The organism is Kitasatospora sp. NPDC043950 (assembly GCF_056435345.1).
Genome location: NZ_JBWKER010000093.1, coordinates 1 through 17,931 on the forward strand (window position 1 = coordinate 1; position 17,931 = coordinate 17,931).

Sequence of the window (17,931 nt, forward strand, 5' to 3'; positions counted from 1 at the left end):
CCCCCCCTCCCCCCCCCCCCCCCCCCCCCCCCCCCCCCCCCCCCCCCCCCCCCCCCCCCCCCCCCCCCCCCCCCCCCCCCCCCCCCCCCCCCCCCGGACCCGGATCCGCTCAGTGGGCGGAGTGCTTCTCCGCTCCGCGGTGCCGGTGGCCCTTGAGCTCGGCGTGCATCGACGGGGCGGCGTGCCCCGCCGAGGCCGCCTGATCGCGGCCGCCGTGCCGGAAGGCGTCGGGCGCGGCGTACCCGGCGGTGGCGGAGGACATGGCGTCGGCGCGCAGCATCGGCACCAGCCGGGTGGGCGCGGTCGCCATGCCGCGGCGCTCCAGCAGTTCCTGGGTGCCCCGGCGGAGCTGGGCAGTGCTGCCCGGTGTTCGCCTGGTCATCGTCGGCCTCCCTTCGGCGGTCACCGGCGGGACGGATGTCGACCGGAGGGGCCGGGGGCCGCGCGGGCGTTATGTCCGGATTTTATCCGGGTTGCGCCCGGATGCCACCGGAAACGGGCCCCGGCTTCCCCGGACCGGCCCGATCCGCGGGACGCGCCCCGCGCCGGGCCTCAGCCCATGACCTCGTGGACGAAGCACCAGCGCCAGTCCTCGCCCCGCTCGTACGAGCGGATCACCGGATGCGAGGTGTTGTGGAAGTGCGCGGTGGCGTGCCGCTGCGGCGAGAAGTCGCAGCAGCCGATGTGGCCGCAGTCCAGGCAGATCCGCAGGTGCACCCAGTCCCGGCGCCCCTGGGCCAGGCAGTCGGCGCAGCCGTCGGCCGGGGGGAGGGGCTCGATGTCCTGGGGGGCCGCGGCGAGGTCTTCGCAGGCACTCATGCCCGCAGGGTAGTGACGGCCCGGCCGGCCCCGGCCTCAAGACACGCCGCGCGCCCGGTCGGCCTTCCCGACGCCAGGGTGGTACCGCCGTACCCAGGAACGCGGATCCCGGGAGGGCCGCACCCGGGACGCACACGGCCCTGGGCGAACCTCCGCCGCCCGCACACAGTTGTCGTCGTCAGCCCCACCACCCTCCCAGGCCCAGGAGCCACCGATGAGCTACCCCGCCCTCGCCGCCCGCACCGCCGTCGTCACCGGAGCCGCCAGCGGCATGGGCGCGGCCACCGCCCGCCTGCTCGCCGCCCACGGCGCCCGGGTCGCCCTGCTCGCCCGCCGCACCGACCGCCTCGACACCCTCGCGGCCGAGCTCACCGCCGCCGGCGGCCAGGCCCTCGCCGTCACCGCCGACATCACCGACCAGGCCTCCGTCGACGCCGCCGCCAAGGCCGTCCACGACGCCTACGGCCGGGTCGACCTGGTGGTCAACAGCGCCGGCGTGATGCTGCCCAACCCCCTCGCCGACGGCCGGACCGACGAGTGGACCCGCATGGTCGACACCAACCTCACCGGCGCCCTGCGGATCATCCGCGCCTTCGCCGACGACCTCACCGCGGCCGCCGCCGACGGCCGGGCCGCCGACCTGGTCAACGTCTCCTCCATCGCCTCGCGCGTCGTCTTCCCCAACTACGCCGTGTACAGCGCCACCAAGGCCGCGCTCACCCAGCTGTCCGCCGCCCTGCGCTCCGAACTCAGCCCCCGCGACGTCCGGGTCAGCTCCATCGAGCCCGGCCTGACCGACACCGAACTCGGCGGCCACATCGACAACCCCGCCCTGCGCGAACAGCTCGGCGGGATGTTCGCGGCCATCCCCGCACTCACCGCGGAGGACCTCGCCGACCTGATCGCCTACACCGTCAGCCGCCCCCGGCACGTCAACCTGAGCCACACGGTCGTCGTGCCGACCCGGCAGGCGTAGGGCCTCCCTCGGACTCCCCCGATCCGGGCCGGCTTCCGGGCTCCGGCTCCACCATCGGGGGAGGCATGGGAGCATGCCACCCGTGGCGATCGTGACGGGGAGAACGAACGGCGACACCGGCGGTGGCGACACCGCCGGCACGCCCGCACCGGCGGACACCGGCATACCGGCGAGCGCCGGAGCCGGCCGGGGCCCGGCCCGGGCGGTGTCCGAACCCGGCCGGATCCGGCAGCCCGTCGCCCTGATCCGGCTGCTCACCGGGCTCATCGCCATCGCCCTCACCCTGCTGCTCGCCGACTACGCCCGGGCCACCACCGGCGGCATCGCCGCCGACGTGGCCGAGGCCGCCGAACTGGTGCCCCGGCCGCTCGCCGGCCTCGCCGGCGGCCTCACCACCGCCGCCGTGCTGCTGGTGCCCGTCGTCCTCGCCGCCCGCCGCCTCCTCGGCCCCGATCGGCGACGCGCCCTCCAGCAGGTCTCCGACGGCCTGCTCGCCGCCGTCCTCGCCTACGGCGCCACCCTGCTCCTCGACCTGTGGGCCGACGGCGTCGCCCCCGTCTCCCTGCTCGCCGCCCTCACCCAGGCCCTACCGGGCGGCGCCCTCGGCCACACCGAGCCCGTCTACGGCTACCTCGCGCCCGTCCTCGCCTTCATGACCGCCTCCGGCAACCGCGAACACCGGGCCCCCTGGGCCGTCCTCGCCCTCTCCGGCCTCGCCGGACTCGCCGGCGGGTACGCCACCCCCACCGCCCTGCTGCTCGGCCTGCTCATCGGCTGGACCGGCGCCCACGGCACCCTCTACGCCGTCGGCACCCCCGACCCGCTGCCCAGGCCCGGCGAGATCCTCCGGGCCCTGCGCGAGAGCGGCCTGCACCCGGCCGAGGCCCACCCCGCCGGGCCCGACCGCTACCTGGTCCGGCAAGCCGACGACCGGCCCGACCTCGACGTCCAGCTCCTCGACCGGCAAGCCGTCACCGCCGCCGCCGTCCAGCGCGCCTGGCGCCGCCTGCGGCTGCGCACCGCCCCCCACCCCCGGGCCCTGCGCTCCCCCCGCGCCGGCCTCGAACACGAGGCGCTCGTCACCTACGCGGCCCTCGCCGCCGGCGTCCGCACCCGCCGCATCGCCGCCACCGCCGGCCTCGGCCAGGACACCGCCCTCATCGCCTACGAACACCTCCCCGGACGCACCCTCGACCGGCTCCCCGACGAGGAGATCACCGACGACCTGCTGGCCGACGCCTGGCGGCAGCTCGCCCGCCTCCAGCGCCGGGAGACCGCCCACCGGGCGCTCGTCCCGTCCTCGCTGCTGGTGGACGCGACCGGCGCGGTGCACCTGGTCGACTTCGCCGACGGCGACATCGCGGCCAGCGAACTCGTGCTGCGCTGCGACATCGCCCAGCTGCTCACCACCCTCGCCCTGCGGGCCGGCGCGGCCCGCTCCGTCCACACCGCTGTCACCGTCCTCGGCGCCGACACCGTCGAGGCCGCCCTCCCCCTCCTCCAGCCCATCGCGCTCGCCCGCACCACCCGCCACGCCCTCAAGCACACCGCCCGCCCGACCGCCGCCGCCCGCACGGACGGCCCGGCAGGCCCCGGGCCCGACGAGGCCGCCGCCGGCGGGGGCGGGCTGCTGGAGGAGATCCGGGCGGAGGTGCTGCGGACCAGGCCGCAGGCGGAGGTGCGGCCGGTGCGGTTGGAGCGGCTGCGGCCGCGGACCCTGCTGGCGGTGGTGGGCGGGGTGGTGGCCGGGTGGCTGCTGATCCCGCAGCTGTTCGCGGCCGAGGACAACCCGATCTCGGCGGTGGCCGACGCCGATCCGGCGTGGCTGGCGCTGGCGCTGCTGGCGGCGGCGCTGAGCCACGTGACGGCGGCGATGGGGTTCGTCGGGTTCGTGCCGGAGCGGCTGGACTTCCGCAACGCGGTGCTGGCGCAGCTGGCCGGGGCGTTCGTGAAGCTGGTGTCGCCCGGGGGCGTCGGCGGGATCGCGCTGAACACCCGGCTGTTGCAGCGGGCCGGGATCCCGACCGCGCAGGCGCTGTCCAGCGTCGGGGTGGGGCAGTTGATCGGCCTGGTGCTGCACCTGCTCCAGCTGGGCGCCTTCGTCTACCTGCTGGACCTGCAACCGGGCGGTTCGGAGCTGGACGCGCTGCCCGCCGTGGTGGGCGGGCTGGCGGGGGCGGCGGCGCTGCTGGCGGTGGTGTCGGCGGTGCCGCCGGCCCGGCGCTGGCTGGCGGCGCGGCTGCGGCCGCTGACCACCGAGGTGCTGCCGCGGCTGCTGGACCTGCTGCGCAGCCCGGCCCGGCTGGCGGTGGGACTGACCGGGCAGCTGCTGGTGTCGATCTGCCTGATCGGCTGCCTGTACTGCTGCACCCGGGCGATCGGCCGGGAGCCGTCCTTCGCCTCGGTGGCGGTGGTGTTCCTGGTGGGCAACGCGGCGGGCAACGTGGCGCCCACCCCGGGCGGGGCCGGCGCGGTGGACGGGGCGCTGATCGCGCTGCTGCAGCAGACCGCGTCGATGGAGAAGGGCGGCGCGCTGGCGGCGGTGGCGACGTACCGCCTGCTGACGCTGATCCTGCCGGTGCTGCCGGGCTGGGCGGCGATGACCTGGCTGCAGCGCCGCCGGGCGCTGTAGGGCCCCGGACAGCGCGCGCACCCCGGACGGCGCCCCGGACCGGGCCCGGCGGCGGCTACTCGCGGTACTCGTCCTCGTCGAGCTGGACGACGCGGCTCTGCTCGGCGGCGTCGGCGACATCGGTGGCCGGGTCGGCTCCGACGGCCCGGCGTTCGGCCACCTCGTCGTACTCGTCGCCCTCGGGTGCCTCGTCGTCGGGTTCGACGGTCTCGACGGCCTCGTCGATCAGGTAGTCCTCGTGATTCTGCGGCATGGCGTCCGTCCTCACTGTTCGGAGGCACTGTCCGGAGGCTCCCACGGGCGCGGGGGCGGTACTGGCAGTATCCGTCGCCGGGCGGCCGGGCGCGATTGCGCCGCGGCGGCCCCGCGGCGCCCGGGCCGCCGGCCGGCACGGAACGCGCCGCAGGCCACCGGGGGTACGATCGGTGCCGTACCAAGGGCTTACCCACACCCACCCGGTGGCCCCGAGGCCCTTACGAACGACGGGGAAATCATGTCCGGCTCGCACTACTTCACCGGTGCACCCGAGGTCGCCAGCGAGCGCCGGCCGATCACGGTCTCCCTGCCGGACCTCACCCTCGAACTGACCACCGACACCGGAGTGTTCTCGCGCGGCCGGCTCGACCCGGGCACCCGGATCCTGCTGGAGCACGCCCCGCAGCCGCGGGTGCGCGGCCCGATCCTGGACGTCGGCTGCGGCTACGGCCCGATCGCGCTGACCTGGGCGAGCCGGCGCAGGCGGCTGCCGGTCTGGGCGGTGGACGTGAACGAGCGCGCGCTGGAACTGGTGCGGCTGAACGCCGAGGCGCTGCGGCTGGGCAACGTCCAGGCCGCGCTGCCCGAGGACGTCCCGCAGGACGTGCGGTTCGCCACCATCTACTCCAACCCGCCGATCCGGATCGGCAAGGCCGCGCTGCGCCGGCTGCTCACGCACTGGCTCGGCCGGCTGACCCCGGACGGCTCGGCGTTCCTGGTGGTGCAGAAGCACCTGGGCTCGGACTCGCTGCAGAAGTGGCTGAACGAGCAGGGCTACCCGACCACCCGGGTCGCGTCGGTCAACGGGTTCCGGATTCTGGAAGCACGACCCCGCCCGGAGCCGGGCGAGGGCACGGAGAGTGGACGGGGAACGTCGTCGTGAAGCAGTTGCGCGGGACCGAACTGAAGCGACTGCACCGCTCGTGGCGGCGCAGCAACGAGTTCCGGCTCGCGATGATCCTGGAGAACCTGCAGTCGCCGTTCAACGTCGGCTCGGTGGTCCGGACCGGGGCCGCGATGGGCGCCGAGAAGCTGTACCTGGCCGGGGAGACCCCGTCGGTGCGCTCCTCGGGCGCGCAGAAGGCCGCGATGGGCACCGACAAGTACCTGAAGGTGGAGCACTTCCCGACGGTCGCGGAGGCGGTCGCGGCGGCGAAGGCGGACGGCTTCAAGGTGGTCGGCCTGGAGCTGGCGGACGAGGCGGTGCCGATGTTCGCCGCCGAACTGACCCCGGCGGTGGCCTTCGTGCTGGGGCACGAGGACCGCGGGATCACCCCCGACGCGCTGGCGCTCTGCGACCAGGTGGTGTTCGTGCCGCAGCTGGGCCGGGTCGGCTCGCTGAACGTGTCGGCGGCCGCGACGGTGGCCTGCTACGAGGCGCGCCGCCAGGGGTACGCGATCAGCGGCACCCCGGACGGCACCGACCTCGGCGACCTCGGCGGGGCCGACGACGAGTAGGACCTGATCCGATCCGGAGGGGTGTGCCGAAAGGCCCACCCCTCCGGTCGTTTCCGCCCGGCGGTACGGGACGGTCGACCACGCCTGCGGGCCGGACCTCCCCGGCGTCCACGGGGAGCGCGCCCCGGCCCCGCCGGCGGTGGTCAGCGCAGCGTCAGCTAAGCGTCAGCGCTCCAGGCGACTGTAGTTGGCATGACGTCGATCACGGCAGTCTCCAGCTGTCTTCCCGACACCATCCCGATCGCGCGCTTCCAACAGGAACTCCAGCTGACGGATGTGCAGCTCCGGCGCTACCAGCGCTTCTACGGGCTCTCCGAGGTGTGCCGCGACCCCGCGGCCACCGAGACCGAGCTGCTGCTGCGCGCCGCGACCAAGCTGGTGGAGCTGCGCGGGCAGGAACAGCGCGTCAAGTACGTCCTCCAGGCCCGCACGATGCCGTCGCCGCTGCCGTACCCGATGACCTCGCTCCGACCGATCCAGGTCGAGCTCGGCCTGGAGCACGCCGCCGGCTTCGTCGTCTCGCACCACGCCTGCGCCTCCGGGCTGCTCGCGCTGGACCTGGCGGGCACCCTGCTAGCCGCCGACCCGGATCCGAACGCGCTCGCCCTGGTCCTGGCCGGGGAGAAGGCGTGCACCACCCGGACGCAGTCCATCCCGGACGTCACCGTCATGGGCGAGGGCACCGTGGCCTTCCTGGTGAGCGCGGACCGTGCCGGCTCCGACCGGATGCTCGGCTACGCGACGCGCACCCACACCCAGTTCGGCGACGAGTTCATCATGGGCGACGCCGCCGCCAAGGAGTTCCAGGACCTGTACGGGCCCGGCCTGTGCGAGGTGATCGGCGCCGCCCTGGAGGAGGCCGGCTGCGGCCTCGACGAGCTGGCGCTCGTGCTGCCGCACAACGTCAACCGGCTGTCGTGGATCGGCGTCTGCAAGGCGCTCGGGCTGCCGCTCGACAAGGTCTTCCTCGACCTGGTCGGCGAGACCGGGCACTGCTTCTGCGCCGACCCCTTCATCAACCTGCAGAAGGCCACCGAGCTGGGGCGGCTGCGCCCCGGCGACCGCTACCTGATGACCAGCGTGGGGCTCGGGGCGACCTTCGCCGCGATGGTCCTGGAGCACTGACGGCCGCCCACCGGATCGGCCGTCCCCCGCAGTACCGGCGCACCCGCACCACCGCAGCACCGCAGTACCCGCGCACCCGCCGCACCGCGCCCGAGCGCACACGAGAAATGACGAGGTCGACATGCATCTACCGTCCTCCGGCTTCAGCGCGCGCCTCAAGCGCGCCGTGACCGGGTCCGCGGACACCCCGCTGGTGTTCCTGGGCAACTTCGAGGTGGAGAACCACTGGGCGCTCGGCGAGCCCGCGCTGCCCCGGGTCGCCTCGCACGCGGGCAGCGCGGTGGTGAACCGCATGGACGAGTTCGCGCTGCTGCTCGGCGACAAGGACGACCACGTCGTGCTGAAGACCGCCCTGGACGAGGGCTACCGCGGCTACCTGGAGGGCCTCGGCCTGGAGCTGCCCACCGTGCACGTGGTGGCCGGCCAGGACCCGCAGCGCACCGTCAGCGAGGACGCCCTCGCCGACCCCGAGCTGCTGCGCGCGCTGTCCGCCGTCGCCGCCGAGGGCGCCCGGCTGACCGCGCACGGCATCTCCACCGTCGAGGAGGAGCTGGCCGAGCGCACCGGGCTGCGGCTGGGCGCGCCGACCGCCGCGGTCTGCAAGCGGGTCAACAGCAAGGTGTACAGCCGCCGGCTCTCCGACGAGCTGGGCATCCGCCAGGCCCGCGGCTGGGCCTGCGAGACGCTGGAGGAACTGGCCGAGGCGGTGGCCGCGGCCGGTGAACTGCTGGCGGCGGGCCGCAAGGTGGTGCTGAAGGACGCGTTCGGCGTGTCCGGCAAGGGCATCGTCGTGCTGGACTCCGAGGCCCGGCTGGGCCGGCTGCACCGGATGGCGGTCCAGCAGGCCGAGCGCGCCGCCAAGGCCGCGGGCGGGGCCCCGCGCACCGCGCTGGTGATCGAGGAGTGGGTCGCCAAGCGCTGCGACCTCAACTACCAGTTCACGGTGGGCCGGGACGGCTCCACGCACTTCGACTTCGTCAAGGAGCTGCTGACCGAGGGCGGCGTCCACAAGGGCCACCGGATCCCGGCCCGGCTGACCGACGGGCAGGTCGCCGAGATCGGGGCGACGGCGCTGCGGCTCGGCGAGCGGCTCGCCGCCGACGGCTACTACGGCGTGGTCGGCGTCGACGCGATGGTCGACCCGGACGAGGGCCTGTACCCGGTCATCGAGATCAACGCCCGCAACAACATGTCCACGTACCAGAACGTGGTGCACGAGGGCGGCCTGGCCGGGGCCGACGAGGTCGCCGTCGCCCGGCACTTCCCGCTGCGGCTGACCCGCCCGCTGCCCTTCGCCGAACTGGCCGAGGTGCTGGACGGGCTGCTGCTGACCGAGCGGGGACCGCGCCCGCGCGGCCTGTTCGTGAACAACTACGCCACGGTGAACGCCGCCGCGGGCACCGCCGCCGACACCGAAGCGGACGGCTTCGAGGGCCGGCTGTACGGCGTGCTCGTCGGTGCCTCCGACGAGGAGATCGAGGCGCTCGACACCGACATCACCCGCCGCCTCGCGGCCTACCCGGAACGGAGCTGACCGTGAGCGTCGCATTCGAGGTGCAGGGCCTCGGGATCACCGAGCTCGCCGAGGAGTTCGGCACCCCGCTCTACCTGTACGACGGCGAGGAGATCACCACCCGCTTCCAGGGGCTGCGCGAGGCGCTGCACCCGGCGCTGGAGGTCTTCTACTCGCTCAAGGCGAACCCCAACATCTCCGTCTGCGCGCTGCTGCACAGCCTGGGCTCGCGCGCCGAGGTGTCCTCGCTGACGGAGCTGGTCACCGCCCGCCGGGCCGGGGTCGAGCCGCGCGACATCATCTTCCTCGGCCCGGGCAAGAGCCGCGGCGAGGTGGCGGCCTGCCTGGACGAGGACATCCACGCGATCGTCTGCGAGTCGATCGGCGAGCTGGACCTGATCGACGAGGTGGCCCGCGAGCGCGGGATCACCGCCCGGGTCGCGCTGCGGGTCAACCCGAGCTTCTCGGTGAAGGGTTCGGGCCTGACCATGGGCGGCAAGCCGCGCCAGTTCGGCACCGACGAGGAGCTGCTGCTGGCCGAGGGCAAGGACCTCGCCGGCCGCTACCCCAACATCCGGCTGATGGGCGTCCAGGTGTACCTGGGCACCCGCATCCTGATCGAGGAGTCCGTCGTCGAGAACACCCGGCGGATCCTGGAGCTGGCCGAGCGCCTCTCCACCGAGCTGGGCTTCCCGCTGGAGACGGTCGACGTCGGCGGCGGCCTCGGCATCGCCTACTTCGACAACGAGAAGGACCTCGACGTCGCCGAGCTGACCGCCGGGCTCAACCCGCTGATCGCGGACTTCCGCACCCGGCACCCGGACACCCGCATGATCATGGAGCTGGGCCGCTTCCTGGTCGCCGCGTCCGGCACCTACGTCACCCGGGTGCGCTACACCAAGACCTCGATGGGCGAGAACTTCGCGGTCACCGACGGCGGCACCAACCACCACATGGCGGCCGTCGGCATCGGCTCGTACGTGAAGCGCAACTTCCCGATGGCCGCGCTGGAGCGGCTGGACGAGCCGGCCACCGAGCCCTGGCACATCACCGGTCCGCTCTGCACGCCCAACGACGTCATCGGCAAGAAGGTGCCGATGCCGGCGCTGCGGGCCGGCGAGCTGATCGGGGTGCAGCGCTCCGGCGCGTACGGGCCGACGGCCTCGCCGGTGCACTTCCTCAGCCACGGCTACCCGGCGGAGGTGCTCGTCCTGGACGGGCGGGCGCACCTGATCCGGGAGCGCGACGACGTCGAGGCCATGCTCGGCCGCCAGCGGCTGTACGCGGCCCCCGGCGACGACCAGAACTGACCACCGACCGGCCGACCCACGGCCGGGACCAGCCCGAGGAGAACACCATGAGCGACACCGCCAACACCGTGGCCGACGTGAAGTACGTCGACGCCGTCCGCAAGGGCCTGTCGGAGGTCCTCAACAAGGACGTCTCCGGCGCCGACCCGGGCGTCCGCCTCTTCGACGAGCTGGGCCTGGACTCCAGCAGCGCGCTCGAACTGCTCATCACCATCGAGGAGATCCTCGACGTGCAGTTCGACGCCGACGAGCTGGACATGACCCACTTCGAGACCGTGGGCTCGCTGGCCGGCTTCGTCGCCGCGGAAGCGAGCGCCTAAGCATGTTCCGCGCGACTGCGCCCGTGCGGCGTCCGGCCCCGGCCGGCGCGGACGGCCCGCCCGGCACGCCCGGCCCGGCCCCGGCGGCGGTCCTGCCGCGGCTGATCCGGGCCGGCGCCCACACCCCGCCGGGGCCTGGCGCGCCGTACCGGCCGGAGGCCGCGCGGGAGGACTTCTACCGCGAGCTCGGGGCGCTCTACGGCGCGGACTTCGACCGCGAGCAGTTCGCCGCCTCGGGGCGGCGCACCTCGGTGGAGCTGGCCCACGGCGCGCTCGACGCGCTGGGCCCGCTGACCGCCGAGGAGTGCCCCGAGGTGGTGGTGGTCGCCTACTCCGCACCGGACTTCGACCACGCCGAGCTGGTCGCCTCCTGCGTGAAGGGGCGGCTGCCGGGCGAGCCGCTCTCCTTCGCCCTGTCCGACCAGGGCGTCCTGGCGCCGTTCAGCGCGCTGCGGGTCGCCGTGGAGTACGCCCGGCGGTGCGGCTGGTCGCGGCTGCTGCTGCTGGTCGTGGACCAGGGCACCCAGCCGTTCCCGCTGCCCGCGACGGGGCAGAGCGCCGTCCACGCGGACGCCGCGGTCGCGCTGCTGATCCACTGGGACGGCGGCGACGCGCCGCTGGGCGGCGCGGCCCAGGGCCTCCCGGAGCCGGGGCTGTTCGCCGGCTGGGACACCTCGGCCGCGCTGGTCACCGGCTCCGGCCTGTCCGACGGCTGTGCTGAACTTCCGACACACGGCGGTCCGTGGACCAAGGTGGCGGCCGGACAGCCCGCCACCGGCGGCTGGGCCGCCCTGCTCGCCGCCGCCGACCGGGACCGCCCGGTGGTGGTGGCCGACTACGACCGGGAACGCGGATTCCTGGCCTACTGCACACTCGACACGGGGGAGTTGGGGGTCCGATGACGGTTCCGGCCGAGGTGCGCGAGCACTGGCAGGAGGCCCGGACGAGCGCGCGCAACGACGGCCTCGTCCCCGCACTGACCCTGCTCTCCCGCGCGCTGTCCCCCGGGGTGGCACCGCGCGGCCCGCGCGGGCACGCCGTGGTCCCGCGCGAACTCCTCGGCGAGTACTCCGAGTTCGGCGACGACGAGGACGGGGACGGGGGCCGGGATCCGGTGCCCGGCCTGGCCGTCCTGGGCCCCGCCGGCGGCGATCGGGCCCCCGCCGGCCCCGACGCCCACGACTGGGGCACCGGCCTCGCCTGGCTGCGGCTCGGCGCGTCCGAGCGGCTGCGGGAGGCCTGCCTGGCCTACCTCGCGGGCCGCCAGGTCGAGGGTTCCTCGCTGCTGCTGCAACAGCTGGTCAAGGGCGCGCTCGCCGACGTGCTGATCGACCACCTGGAGATCGAGGGCGTCCTCGACGACCTCGCCGAGGGGCCGGACGACTCCCCGTCGGCCCCCGCCCACCCCCTGGACGGCCCGGCCCTCGCCCGCCTCCAGGCCCAGATCACCCAGGCCGACCGCGCGCTGCTGCGGCTGCTCGGGGCGTACGGTTTCACCGCCGAGGGGCCGGGCCGGGCGGCGTACGCCTCCGAGCTCCTCGCCGACGTGTACTGCGGCTGGCCGGGGCCGGCCGGGGACACGGCACAGAACGTCGACTCCCGGAAGGGGAACGTGTGATCAGCCTGCCCGGCCCGCTGGAAACCACGCACCGGTACGTGCGGCGGTGGGCCGAAGACCTGCGGGCGGGCGCGCTCGACCTCGACCGGGACCCGGACGCCGTCCACCGCTTCCTGGACCTGCCCGCCGTGCGCTTCCTGGCCGGCCACCAGGTGCCGCCGGAGTGGGACCGGGCGTCCGCCGAGGCCGGTGCCGGCCCCGCGCACGGCCTGGCCACCCTGGAGCGGGTCCTGGTGAGCGAGGAACTGGCGCGCGGCGACGCCGGAATGATGCTGGGCGCGCCCGGCGCCTCGATGTGCGGGGTGCTGCTGAGCGTGCTCGGCAGCCAGGCGCAGAAGGACTGGGTGTACGGCCGGCTCGCCGAACGCCCCCGCTGGACCTGCTTCGGCCTCACCGAGCCCGACCGCGGCTCGGCCATCGGCGAGATGACCACCACGCTGACCCCGGTGGGCGACGGCTCGTACGTCCTGGACGGCGAGAAGCGCTACGTCGGCAACGCCGCCCGGGCCGACCTGGGCGCCGTGTTCGCGCGGGTCGCGGGCACCGAGCGGCTCGGCGTGCTGGCCGTCCTGGTGGACACCGCCGACCCCGGCTTCCGGGCGGAGCCGCTGCCCACCCTCGGCCTGCGCGGCGTCCAGCTGACCCGGATCACCCTCGACGGGGTGCACGTGCCCGCCGAACGGGTGCTCGGCGCCCACCTGCCGCCGACCCGGCGGGGGATGTGGAGCATCGTCTCGGTCTTCAACCAGCTCCGCCCGAGCGTGGCCGCGATCGCCCTCGGTATCGCCCGGGCCGCCCACGACTACGTCGCCGAGAACCGCCGGGAACTGCGCGGCGCGGAGCGCGAGCTGTTCGAGTCGCTCGGCCAGCGCATCGACGCGGCCCGCCAGTTGACCTACCGGGCGGCCCTCGCGGTGGACCGCAGGCCGGCCGCCGGGCACCTCTCCTCGGCCGCGAAGGCCCGCGCCTGCGAACTCGCCGAGGACGTCACGATGCGCGCGCCGGGTTTCTTCGGGCCCGGCGCGCGGCTGGACCACCCGCTCCTCGACAAACTCGCCCGGGACGCACGGGGCGTGGAGTTCATGGAGGGGACACGGAACATCCAGAAGCTGAATCTGTTCCAGGGGCTGCACACCGGAAAGGTGGGCCGGTTCTGAACGGGACAGAACAACCGGTCGGTCGGGACACGGTCGAGATCTGGCAGATTCCGCTGACCGGTGGCGAGCACCCGGACCGGCCGGGCGGCGAGGCCGTCCGGGGCGCCCCGGACGGGTACCCGCCGCACCTGGAGGAACTGCTCGACGAGCAGGAGCGGGCCCGCGCCCGGAGCGGACAGCTGCCCGGGCTGCGGCGCCGCTTCGTGCTCGCGCACGCCGCCACCCGGATCGTCCTCGGCGAGCGTCTCGGCCGCCACCCGGCCGGGCTGCGCTTCAGCCGCGGCCCGTGGGGGAAGCCGGCCGTCGAGGACGCGCCGGGCCTGCACTTCAACCTGTCCCACTCGGGCGAGATCGCCCTGCTCGCCCTGGCATCACGGCCGGTCGGCGTGGACGTCGAGCTGGCCCGTGCCGAGCTGGACACCGCCCGGCTGGCCGGTCGCTTCTTCCCCCCGGACGAACGGGAGCTGGTCGCCCGGGACGGGCCCGACGCCTTCACCCGGCTGTGGACCAGGAAGGAGGCGTGCGTGAAGGCCTCGGGCGCCAGACTCACCCAGGGCATGGGGATCCCGGTCGCCCACGACGGACCGGAAGCCACCGTGTACGCACGCTCCGGGCCGTTGCCCGGGCCGTGGAGAGTCACCGACCTGCCGCTGCCCGAGGAATACGCGGGGTCCGTCGCACTGATCGGCGACGGGCCCTTTAACGTGTCCCGGCGGATGTGGTATCAAATTCCGCCCGGGGAATCCGGCGGCAGCCCTCTCGGGTCGGCTGTCAAGTAGAAGAAACTCCCCCTCCAATCGTCGAAGTTGTACCCGTGATCATGCGTCGAAGCGTCACTAGATTCAGTGATGCAGGCGAACGCCGCACCGCACCGGCCGGACTCATAAGTCAGGCCCGTGTCTTGATCCGGGCATTTCTTTTGAGGAGGGGAACGTGATCGTGGAAGGCAGGAACGTGATCACCAGGGCCGCTCGGTGGAGCGCCGTCCACCCCTGGTGGGCGATCGCGCTCTGGGTGGCGTTCGTCGTGGCGGCCCTCGTGGTCGGCGGCGTCACGGGCACCCGGCAGGCCACCACCTCCGACCTCGCCATCGGCCAGTCCGGCCGGGCGGCCGCGATCGCCCGCAGCGGCGGCCTCCAGGAGCGCGCGGTGGAGAACGTCCTCATCACCCCGTGGGGCGGCGGCCGGCTCGACCCCGTCCAGGCGCAGTCCGCGGCCTCGGACGCCACCCGCGACCTGAAGGCCCTCCCCGGCATCAGCTCGATCGACGCCCCGGTGCCCGCACCGGACGGCTCGGCCCTGCTCGTCCCGGTGACCCTCGACGGCGATCCGGAGACCTCCGCCGACCGGGTGCAGCCGCTCATCGACACCGTGGCGAGGACCCACGCGTCGCACACCGAGCTGCGGATGGAACTCGTCGGCGCCGGCTCGATCAAGGCCGGGCTCAACGAGATGCTGAGCAAGGACCTCGGCAAGGCGACCGTGCTGAGCCTGCCGGTGACGCTGCTCGTGATGGTCTTCGTCTTCGGCGCGATCGTCGCCGCGAGCGTCCCGGTCGTCCTCGGCCTGTCCTCGGTGCTCGCCGGGCTGGGCCTGTGGGGGGTGGCCTCCCAACTGGTGCCCGACCCGGGGCCGGTGACGCACGTCATCGTGCTGATGGGCATGGCCATCGGGGTCGACTACTCGCTGTTCTACCTCAAGCGCCAGCGCGAGGAGCGGGCGTTGGGCGCCAACAACATCGACGCCATCGAGATCGCGGCCGCCACCTCCGGGCACTCGGTGCTGGTGTCCGGCGTGGTCGTCATGATCTCGATGGGGGCGCTCTACCTCGCCGGGCACATCGCCTTCGAGTCGATGGCCACCGGTGCGGTGCTGGTGGTCGCCATCGCGATCACCTCCTCGCTGACCGTGCTGCCGGCCATGCTGTCCCGGTTCGGCCGCTACCTGGACGCGCCGCGGGTCCCGCTGGTGTGGCGGCTCACCCAGAAGGGCGGGGTCAAGCCGCGGCTGTGGTCGACCATGCTCAAGCCCGCCCTGCGCCACCCGGTGATCGCGCTGGTGCTCTCAGTCGGCGCGCTGCTCGTCCTCGCGCTGCCCGCCCTCGGCCTGAAGCTCAAGGCCACCGGGATCGACGACCTGCCCCGGTCGATCCCGGCGATGCAGGCCAACGAGCGGCTGACCGACTCCTTCCCGAGCCAGGCCGACACCCACACCGTCGCGGTGAAGGTCCCGGCCGACCGGACGGCGGAACTGGGCGGCGCGGTGGAGGCGCTGGTCGAACGCGCCTCGCAGGACGCCCTCTTCGTGCACAACCCGGCGCCGACCGTCCGCACCTCCCCCGACGGCACGGTCGCCACCATCGCGATCGGCACCCACTTCGACAGCGGCTCCCCGCAGGCCCGCGCCTCGCTGGCCCGGCTGCGCCAGGACCTCGCCCCGCAGACCCTCGGCACGGTCGCGGGCGCCGAGTTCGCGGTCGGCGGCAGCGACGTCGCGTTCGACGTCGACTACCGGGCGAACGTCATGCACAAGATGCCCTGGGTGCTCGGGGTGGCCCTGGTCCTGACCTTCCTGGTGATGACCGTCGCGTTCCGCTCGGTGATGCTCGCGCTGATCACCGTGGTGCTCAACCTGCTGTCCGCGGCGGCCTCCTTCGGCCTGCTCGCGCTGATCTTCCAGCACACCTGGGCGGAGGACCTGCTGCACTTCGAGTCCACCGGCCGGGTGGTGGCCTGGCTGCCGCTGATGCTCTTCGTGATCCTGCTCGGCCTGTCGATGGACTACCACGTCTTCGTGGTCAGCCGGATCCGGGAGGCGGCGCGCGGCGGGCTCTCCGTGAAGGAGGCGGTCGAGCAGGGCATCACCCGCACGGCGGGCGTGGTGACCAGCGCCGCGGTGGTGATGGTCTGCGTGTTCGCCCTGCTGGCCTCGCTGAACTTCATCGAGATGAAGCAGATGGGGGTGGGCATGGCCTGCGCGGTGCTGCTCGACGCGACGGTGATCCGGATCGTCGTCCTGCCGGCCGTGGTCACCCTGCTCGGCTGGAAGACCTTCTGGCCCTCGCGGCTCGCGCGCCAGACCACGACCCGGACCCCGCGGATGCCGGCCATCGTGGCCGCGGCGGCGGCGGCCTCGGCGGCGCGCACGACCCTCCCGTAACACGGGACCCGTCCAACTCGACGGCCGGGGAAGGGCTTAGCCCCTTCCCCGGCCCTTTTCGTGTGCGTTTCGTGCAGGCACCGGCCACAACCAGTCGTGGCAAGGGGTTTGACGCCGACTGTCCCGTGGTGGTTTGTTACGGGAGTTGTAGAATCGCATGCGCGTTCGTCGGCACGTGAACGACCTTCCCGGTGACGGGGGGGCGCAACTGCCGCCGGACGCACCACGGGGAAGCAGGGGGCGGTCAGGGGGGTGGCCATGCACAGTGACGGCAGCCTCGCCTCGGCGCGCTGGCGCAACGAACTCACCCGGGTCGGGACGCTGTCCGGACGGGAACGGCAGGTCTTCGACCTGATCGGTGCCGGACACTCCAACCGCGGCATCGCCGCCCGACTGCACGTCACGGAGCGCACGGTGAAGGCGCACGTCGCCAACATCCTCGCGAAACTGGGAGTGGAGTCGCGGCTTCAGGTGGGGTTGGTGGCGCAGGTTCATCAACTCATGTACGAAGGTACATGGCCGGACGACCCAGGCGTGTCCGATACTTGACCAGCGCGAATGATACCCAGGCTTTTCCCCTTTGTCAGGCCACCCCAAACACGTCGACCACTGTTGGCGGTGGCCGGGCCGAGGTCACAGGAGAAAGGCTTGTGGCTGGAGTTCACCGCTAGGGACGGGGAATTTGGTGTACATCTCCATATTAGGCCCACTATTGATCGGCGACGGTCAGCGCACCGTAGGTCTACGGGCGAAGAAGAATCGCGTGATGCTCACCATGCTGGCGCTCAACGCCGGCCAGGTGGTCGCGTTCGACGAACTGATCGACGAGCTGTGGGGGGAAGCGCCGCTCAAGAACGCGCGCAACGCCTTGCAGGCCAATGTCAAACGCATGCGCAAGTCGTTGGCGGAACTTGGTCTGGAGGGGCCGGACCAGGAACTCATCCGCACGGTTGACAACGGTTACATGCTCAACGTCTCGGAGGACGCGGTCGACGCGTACCGATTCCTGCGGACGGCGGAGAAAGGCGCGGGGCTGGTCAGCGACCGGCCGTACGAAGCGATGGACACGCTCCGCAAGTCGCTCGCGATGTGGCGCGGACCGGCCCTGCTCGACACGAGCGACGGGCCCTGGTGCCGGGCCGTCGCGCTGCGTCTGGACGAGCAGCGCAAGACCGCGCGGGAGGACCTCATCTCGGCGCAGCTGCAAGCGGGCGAGGCGGGGGCGGTGGTGGCCGAGCTGAAGCAGTTGCTCGCCCAGTACCCGGAACGCGAGCGGTTCAGCGAGCAGTTGATGATCGCCCTCTACCGGTGCGGCCGGCAGTCGGAGGCCGTCGACATCTTCCACCGCACCCGGAAGTGGCTCGACGACGAGTTGGGGCTCAAACCGAGTCGTCGTCTCCACCACCTCTATCAGGCGATCCTGATGCAGGACCCCTCGCTGTAAGTCCCGTCGGGGCGAGGGCAGTTCGCCCCGGCACGGCGGGGGGGTCCCCTCCGGGGGGGATGCGGGCGACCCACGGGGGGGGGGGGGGGGGGGGGGGGGTAGGGGGGTGGAGGTGGGGGGGGCTGGGGCGGCGGATGGGGGGGGC

The 17,931-nt window shown here is 73.7% G+C and carries 18 protein-coding genes; 15 read left to right on the top strand and 3 right to left on the bottom strand.

Features of this window, described 5'->3' with window-relative positions; translation table 11 throughout:
* Positions 1-109: 109 nt before the first annotated feature.
* Positions 110-382 (bottom strand): hypothetical protein, encoded by a 273-nt coding sequence (locus tag AC07BF_RS36105; RefSeq protein ID WP_363582450.1) that lies wholly within the window; start codon positions 380-382, stop codon positions 110-112.
* A gap of 170 nt (positions 383-552) precedes the next feature.
* Entirely contained in the window at positions 553-819 is a 267-nt protein-coding gene (locus AC07BF_RS36110; RefSeq protein ID WP_363582452.1) for a UBP-type zinc finger domain-containing protein, read from the bottom strand.
* A gap of 214 nt (positions 820-1,033) precedes the next feature.
* On the opposite strand from AC07BF_RS36110, the gene AC07BF_RS36115 reads away from it, so the two are divergent.
* Positions 1,034-1,795: an SDR family oxidoreductase gene (locus tag AC07BF_RS36115; protein WP_363582454.1), complete on the top strand. Its 762-nt coding sequence runs from the start codon at positions 1,034-1,036 to the stop codon at positions 1,793-1,795.
* An 82-nt stretch (positions 1,796-1,877) separates the two neighbouring features.
* Entirely contained in the window at positions 1,878-4,427 is a 2,550-nt protein-coding gene (locus tag AC07BF_RS36120) for a lysylphosphatidylglycerol synthase transmembrane domain-containing protein (RefSeq protein ID WP_363582456.1), read from the top strand.
* Positions 4,428-4,482: 55 nt separating this feature from the next.
* Here the strand turns inward: AC07BF_RS36120 and AC07BF_RS36125 are convergent, their stop codons facing one another.
* Positions 4,483-4,680: a hypothetical protein gene (locus AC07BF_RS36125; RefSeq protein ID WP_363582458.1), complete on the bottom strand. Its 198-nt coding sequence runs from the start codon at positions 4,678-4,680 to the stop codon at positions 4,483-4,485.
* 240 nt (positions 4,681-4,920) lie between these two features.
* On the opposite strand from AC07BF_RS36125, the gene AC07BF_RS36130 reads away from it, so the two are divergent.
* The 13 genes from AC07BF_RS36130 (at position 4,921) to AC07BF_RS36190 (ending at position 17,786) form a co-directional block, all read left to right on the top strand.
* The gene (locus tag AC07BF_RS36130; protein ID WP_063348741.1) at positions 4,921-5,565 is read left to right on the top strand and encodes a class I SAM-dependent methyltransferase; all 645 of its coding nucleotides are present in this window, start codon (positions 4,921-4,923) and stop codon (positions 5,563-5,565) included.
* Positions 5,562-6,140, top strand: coding sequence for a TrmH family RNA methyltransferase (locus tag AC07BF_RS36135; protein ID WP_363582460.1), 579 nt, complete (start codon positions 5,562-5,564; stop codon positions 6,138-6,140). The genes AC07BF_RS36130 and AC07BF_RS36135 overlap by 4 nt, the downstream gene beginning before the upstream one ends.
* Before the next feature lie 192 nt (positions 6,141-6,332).
* Positions 6,333-7,265, top strand: coding sequence for a 3-oxoacyl-[acyl-carrier-protein] synthase III C-terminal domain-containing protein (locus tag AC07BF_RS36140; RefSeq protein ID WP_363582462.1), 933 nt, complete (start codon positions 6,333-6,335; stop codon positions 7,263-7,265).
* Between the two features lie 121 nt (positions 7,266-7,386).
* Positions 7,387-8,799 (top strand): preATP grasp domain-containing protein, encoded by a 1,413-nt coding sequence (locus AC07BF_RS36145; RefSeq protein ID WP_363632820.1) that lies wholly within the window; start codon positions 7,387-7,389, stop codon positions 8,797-8,799.
* A gap of 2 nt (positions 8,800-8,801) precedes the next feature.
* Positions 8,802-10,088, top strand: coding sequence for a type III PLP-dependent enzyme (locus AC07BF_RS36150; protein WP_363582466.1), 1,287 nt, complete (start codon positions 8,802-8,804; stop codon positions 10,086-10,088).
* A 47-nt stretch (positions 10,089-10,135) separates the two neighbouring features.
* The gene (locus tag AC07BF_RS36155) at positions 10,136-10,408 is read left to right on the top strand and encodes an acyl carrier protein (RefSeq protein WP_063348736.1); all 273 of its coding nucleotides are present in this window, start codon (positions 10,136-10,138) and stop codon (positions 10,406-10,408) included.
* Between the two features lie 2 nt (positions 10,409-10,410).
* A complete protein-coding gene (locus AC07BF_RS36160) occupies positions 10,411-11,310 on the top strand; it encodes a hypothetical protein (protein WP_363632822.1) in 900 nt (299 codons plus the stop codon).
* Entirely contained in the window at positions 11,307-12,026 is a 720-nt protein-coding gene (locus tag AC07BF_RS36165) for a hypothetical protein (RefSeq protein ID WP_363582470.1), read from the top strand. Before AC07BF_RS36160 ends, AC07BF_RS36165 begins: the two co-directional genes overlap by 4 nt.
* Positions 12,023-13,183, top strand: coding sequence for an acyl-CoA dehydrogenase family protein (locus AC07BF_RS36170; protein ID WP_363582472.1), 1,161 nt, complete (start codon positions 12,023-12,025; stop codon positions 13,181-13,183). Before AC07BF_RS36165 ends, AC07BF_RS36170 begins: the two co-directional genes overlap by 4 nt.
* Positions 13,184-13,386: 203 nt before the next feature.
* Positions 13,387-13,962 (top strand): 4'-phosphopantetheinyl transferase family protein, encoded by a 576-nt coding sequence (locus AC07BF_RS36175; protein WP_363582474.1) that lies wholly within the window; start codon positions 13,387-13,389, stop codon positions 13,960-13,962.
* A 154-nt stretch (positions 13,963-14,116) separates the two neighbouring features.
* The gene (locus tag AC07BF_RS36180; protein WP_363582476.1) at positions 14,117-16,342 is read left to right on the top strand and encodes an MMPL family transporter; all 2,226 of its coding nucleotides are present in this window, start codon (positions 14,117-14,119) and stop codon (positions 16,340-16,342) included.
* 258 nt (positions 16,343-16,600) lie between these two features.
* Complete coding sequence (locus AC07BF_RS36185) at positions 16,601-16,891, top strand: helix-turn-helix domain-containing protein (RefSeq protein WP_107453059.1); 291 nt, start codon at positions 16,601-16,603, stop codon at positions 16,889-16,891.
* Between the two features lie 214 nt (positions 16,892-17,105).
* Positions 17,106-17,786, top strand: a complete 681-nt coding sequence (locus tag AC07BF_RS36190; RefSeq protein ID WP_478319421.1) for an AfsR/SARP family transcriptional regulator — start codon at positions 17,106-17,108, stop codon at positions 17,784-17,786.
* Positions 17,787-17,931: the final 145 nt, after the last annotated feature.

Bases quoted from the DNA above. Each gene is read 5' to 3' on its own strand.
- AC07BF_RS36105 (WP_363582450.1), bottom strand. From the start codon at position 382: ATGACCAGGCGAACACCGGGCAGCACTGCCCAGCTCCGCCGGGGCACC.
- AC07BF_RS36110 (WP_363582452.1), bottom strand. From the start codon at position 819: ATGAGTGCCTGCGAAGACCTCGCCGCGGCCCCCCAGGACATCGAGCCC.
- AC07BF_RS36115 (WP_363582454.1), top strand. From the start codon at position 1,034: ATGAGCTACCCCGCCCTCGCCGCCCGCACCGCCGTCGTCACCGGAGCC.
- AC07BF_RS36125 (WP_363582458.1), bottom strand. From the start codon at position 4,680: ATGCCGCAGAATCACGAGGACTACCTGATCGACGAGGCCGTCGAGACC.
- AC07BF_RS36130 (WP_063348741.1), top strand. From the start codon at position 4,921: ATGTCCGGCTCGCACTACTTCACCGGTGCACCCGAGGTCGCCAGCGAG.
- AC07BF_RS36140 (WP_363582462.1), top strand. From the start codon at position 6,333: ATGACGTCGATCACGGCAGTCTCCAGCTGTCTTCCCGACACCATCCCG.
- AC07BF_RS36145 (WP_363632820.1), top strand. From the start codon at position 7,387: ATGCATCTACCGTCCTCCGGCTTCAGCGCGCGCCTCAAGCGCGCCGTG.
- AC07BF_RS36155 (WP_063348736.1), top strand. From the start codon at position 10,136: ATGAGCGACACCGCCAACACCGTGGCCGACGTGAAGTACGTCGACGCC.
- AC07BF_RS36160 (WP_363632822.1), top strand. From the start codon at position 10,411: ATGTTCCGCGCGACTGCGCCCGTGCGGCGTCCGGCCCCGGCCGGCGCG.
- AC07BF_RS36165 (WP_363582470.1), top strand. From the start codon at position 11,307: ATGACGGTTCCGGCCGAGGTGCGCGAGCACTGGCAGGAGGCCCGGACG.
- AC07BF_RS36185 (WP_107453059.1), top strand. From the start codon at position 16,601: ATGCACAGTGACGGCAGCCTCGCCTCGGCGCGCTGGCGCAACGAACTC.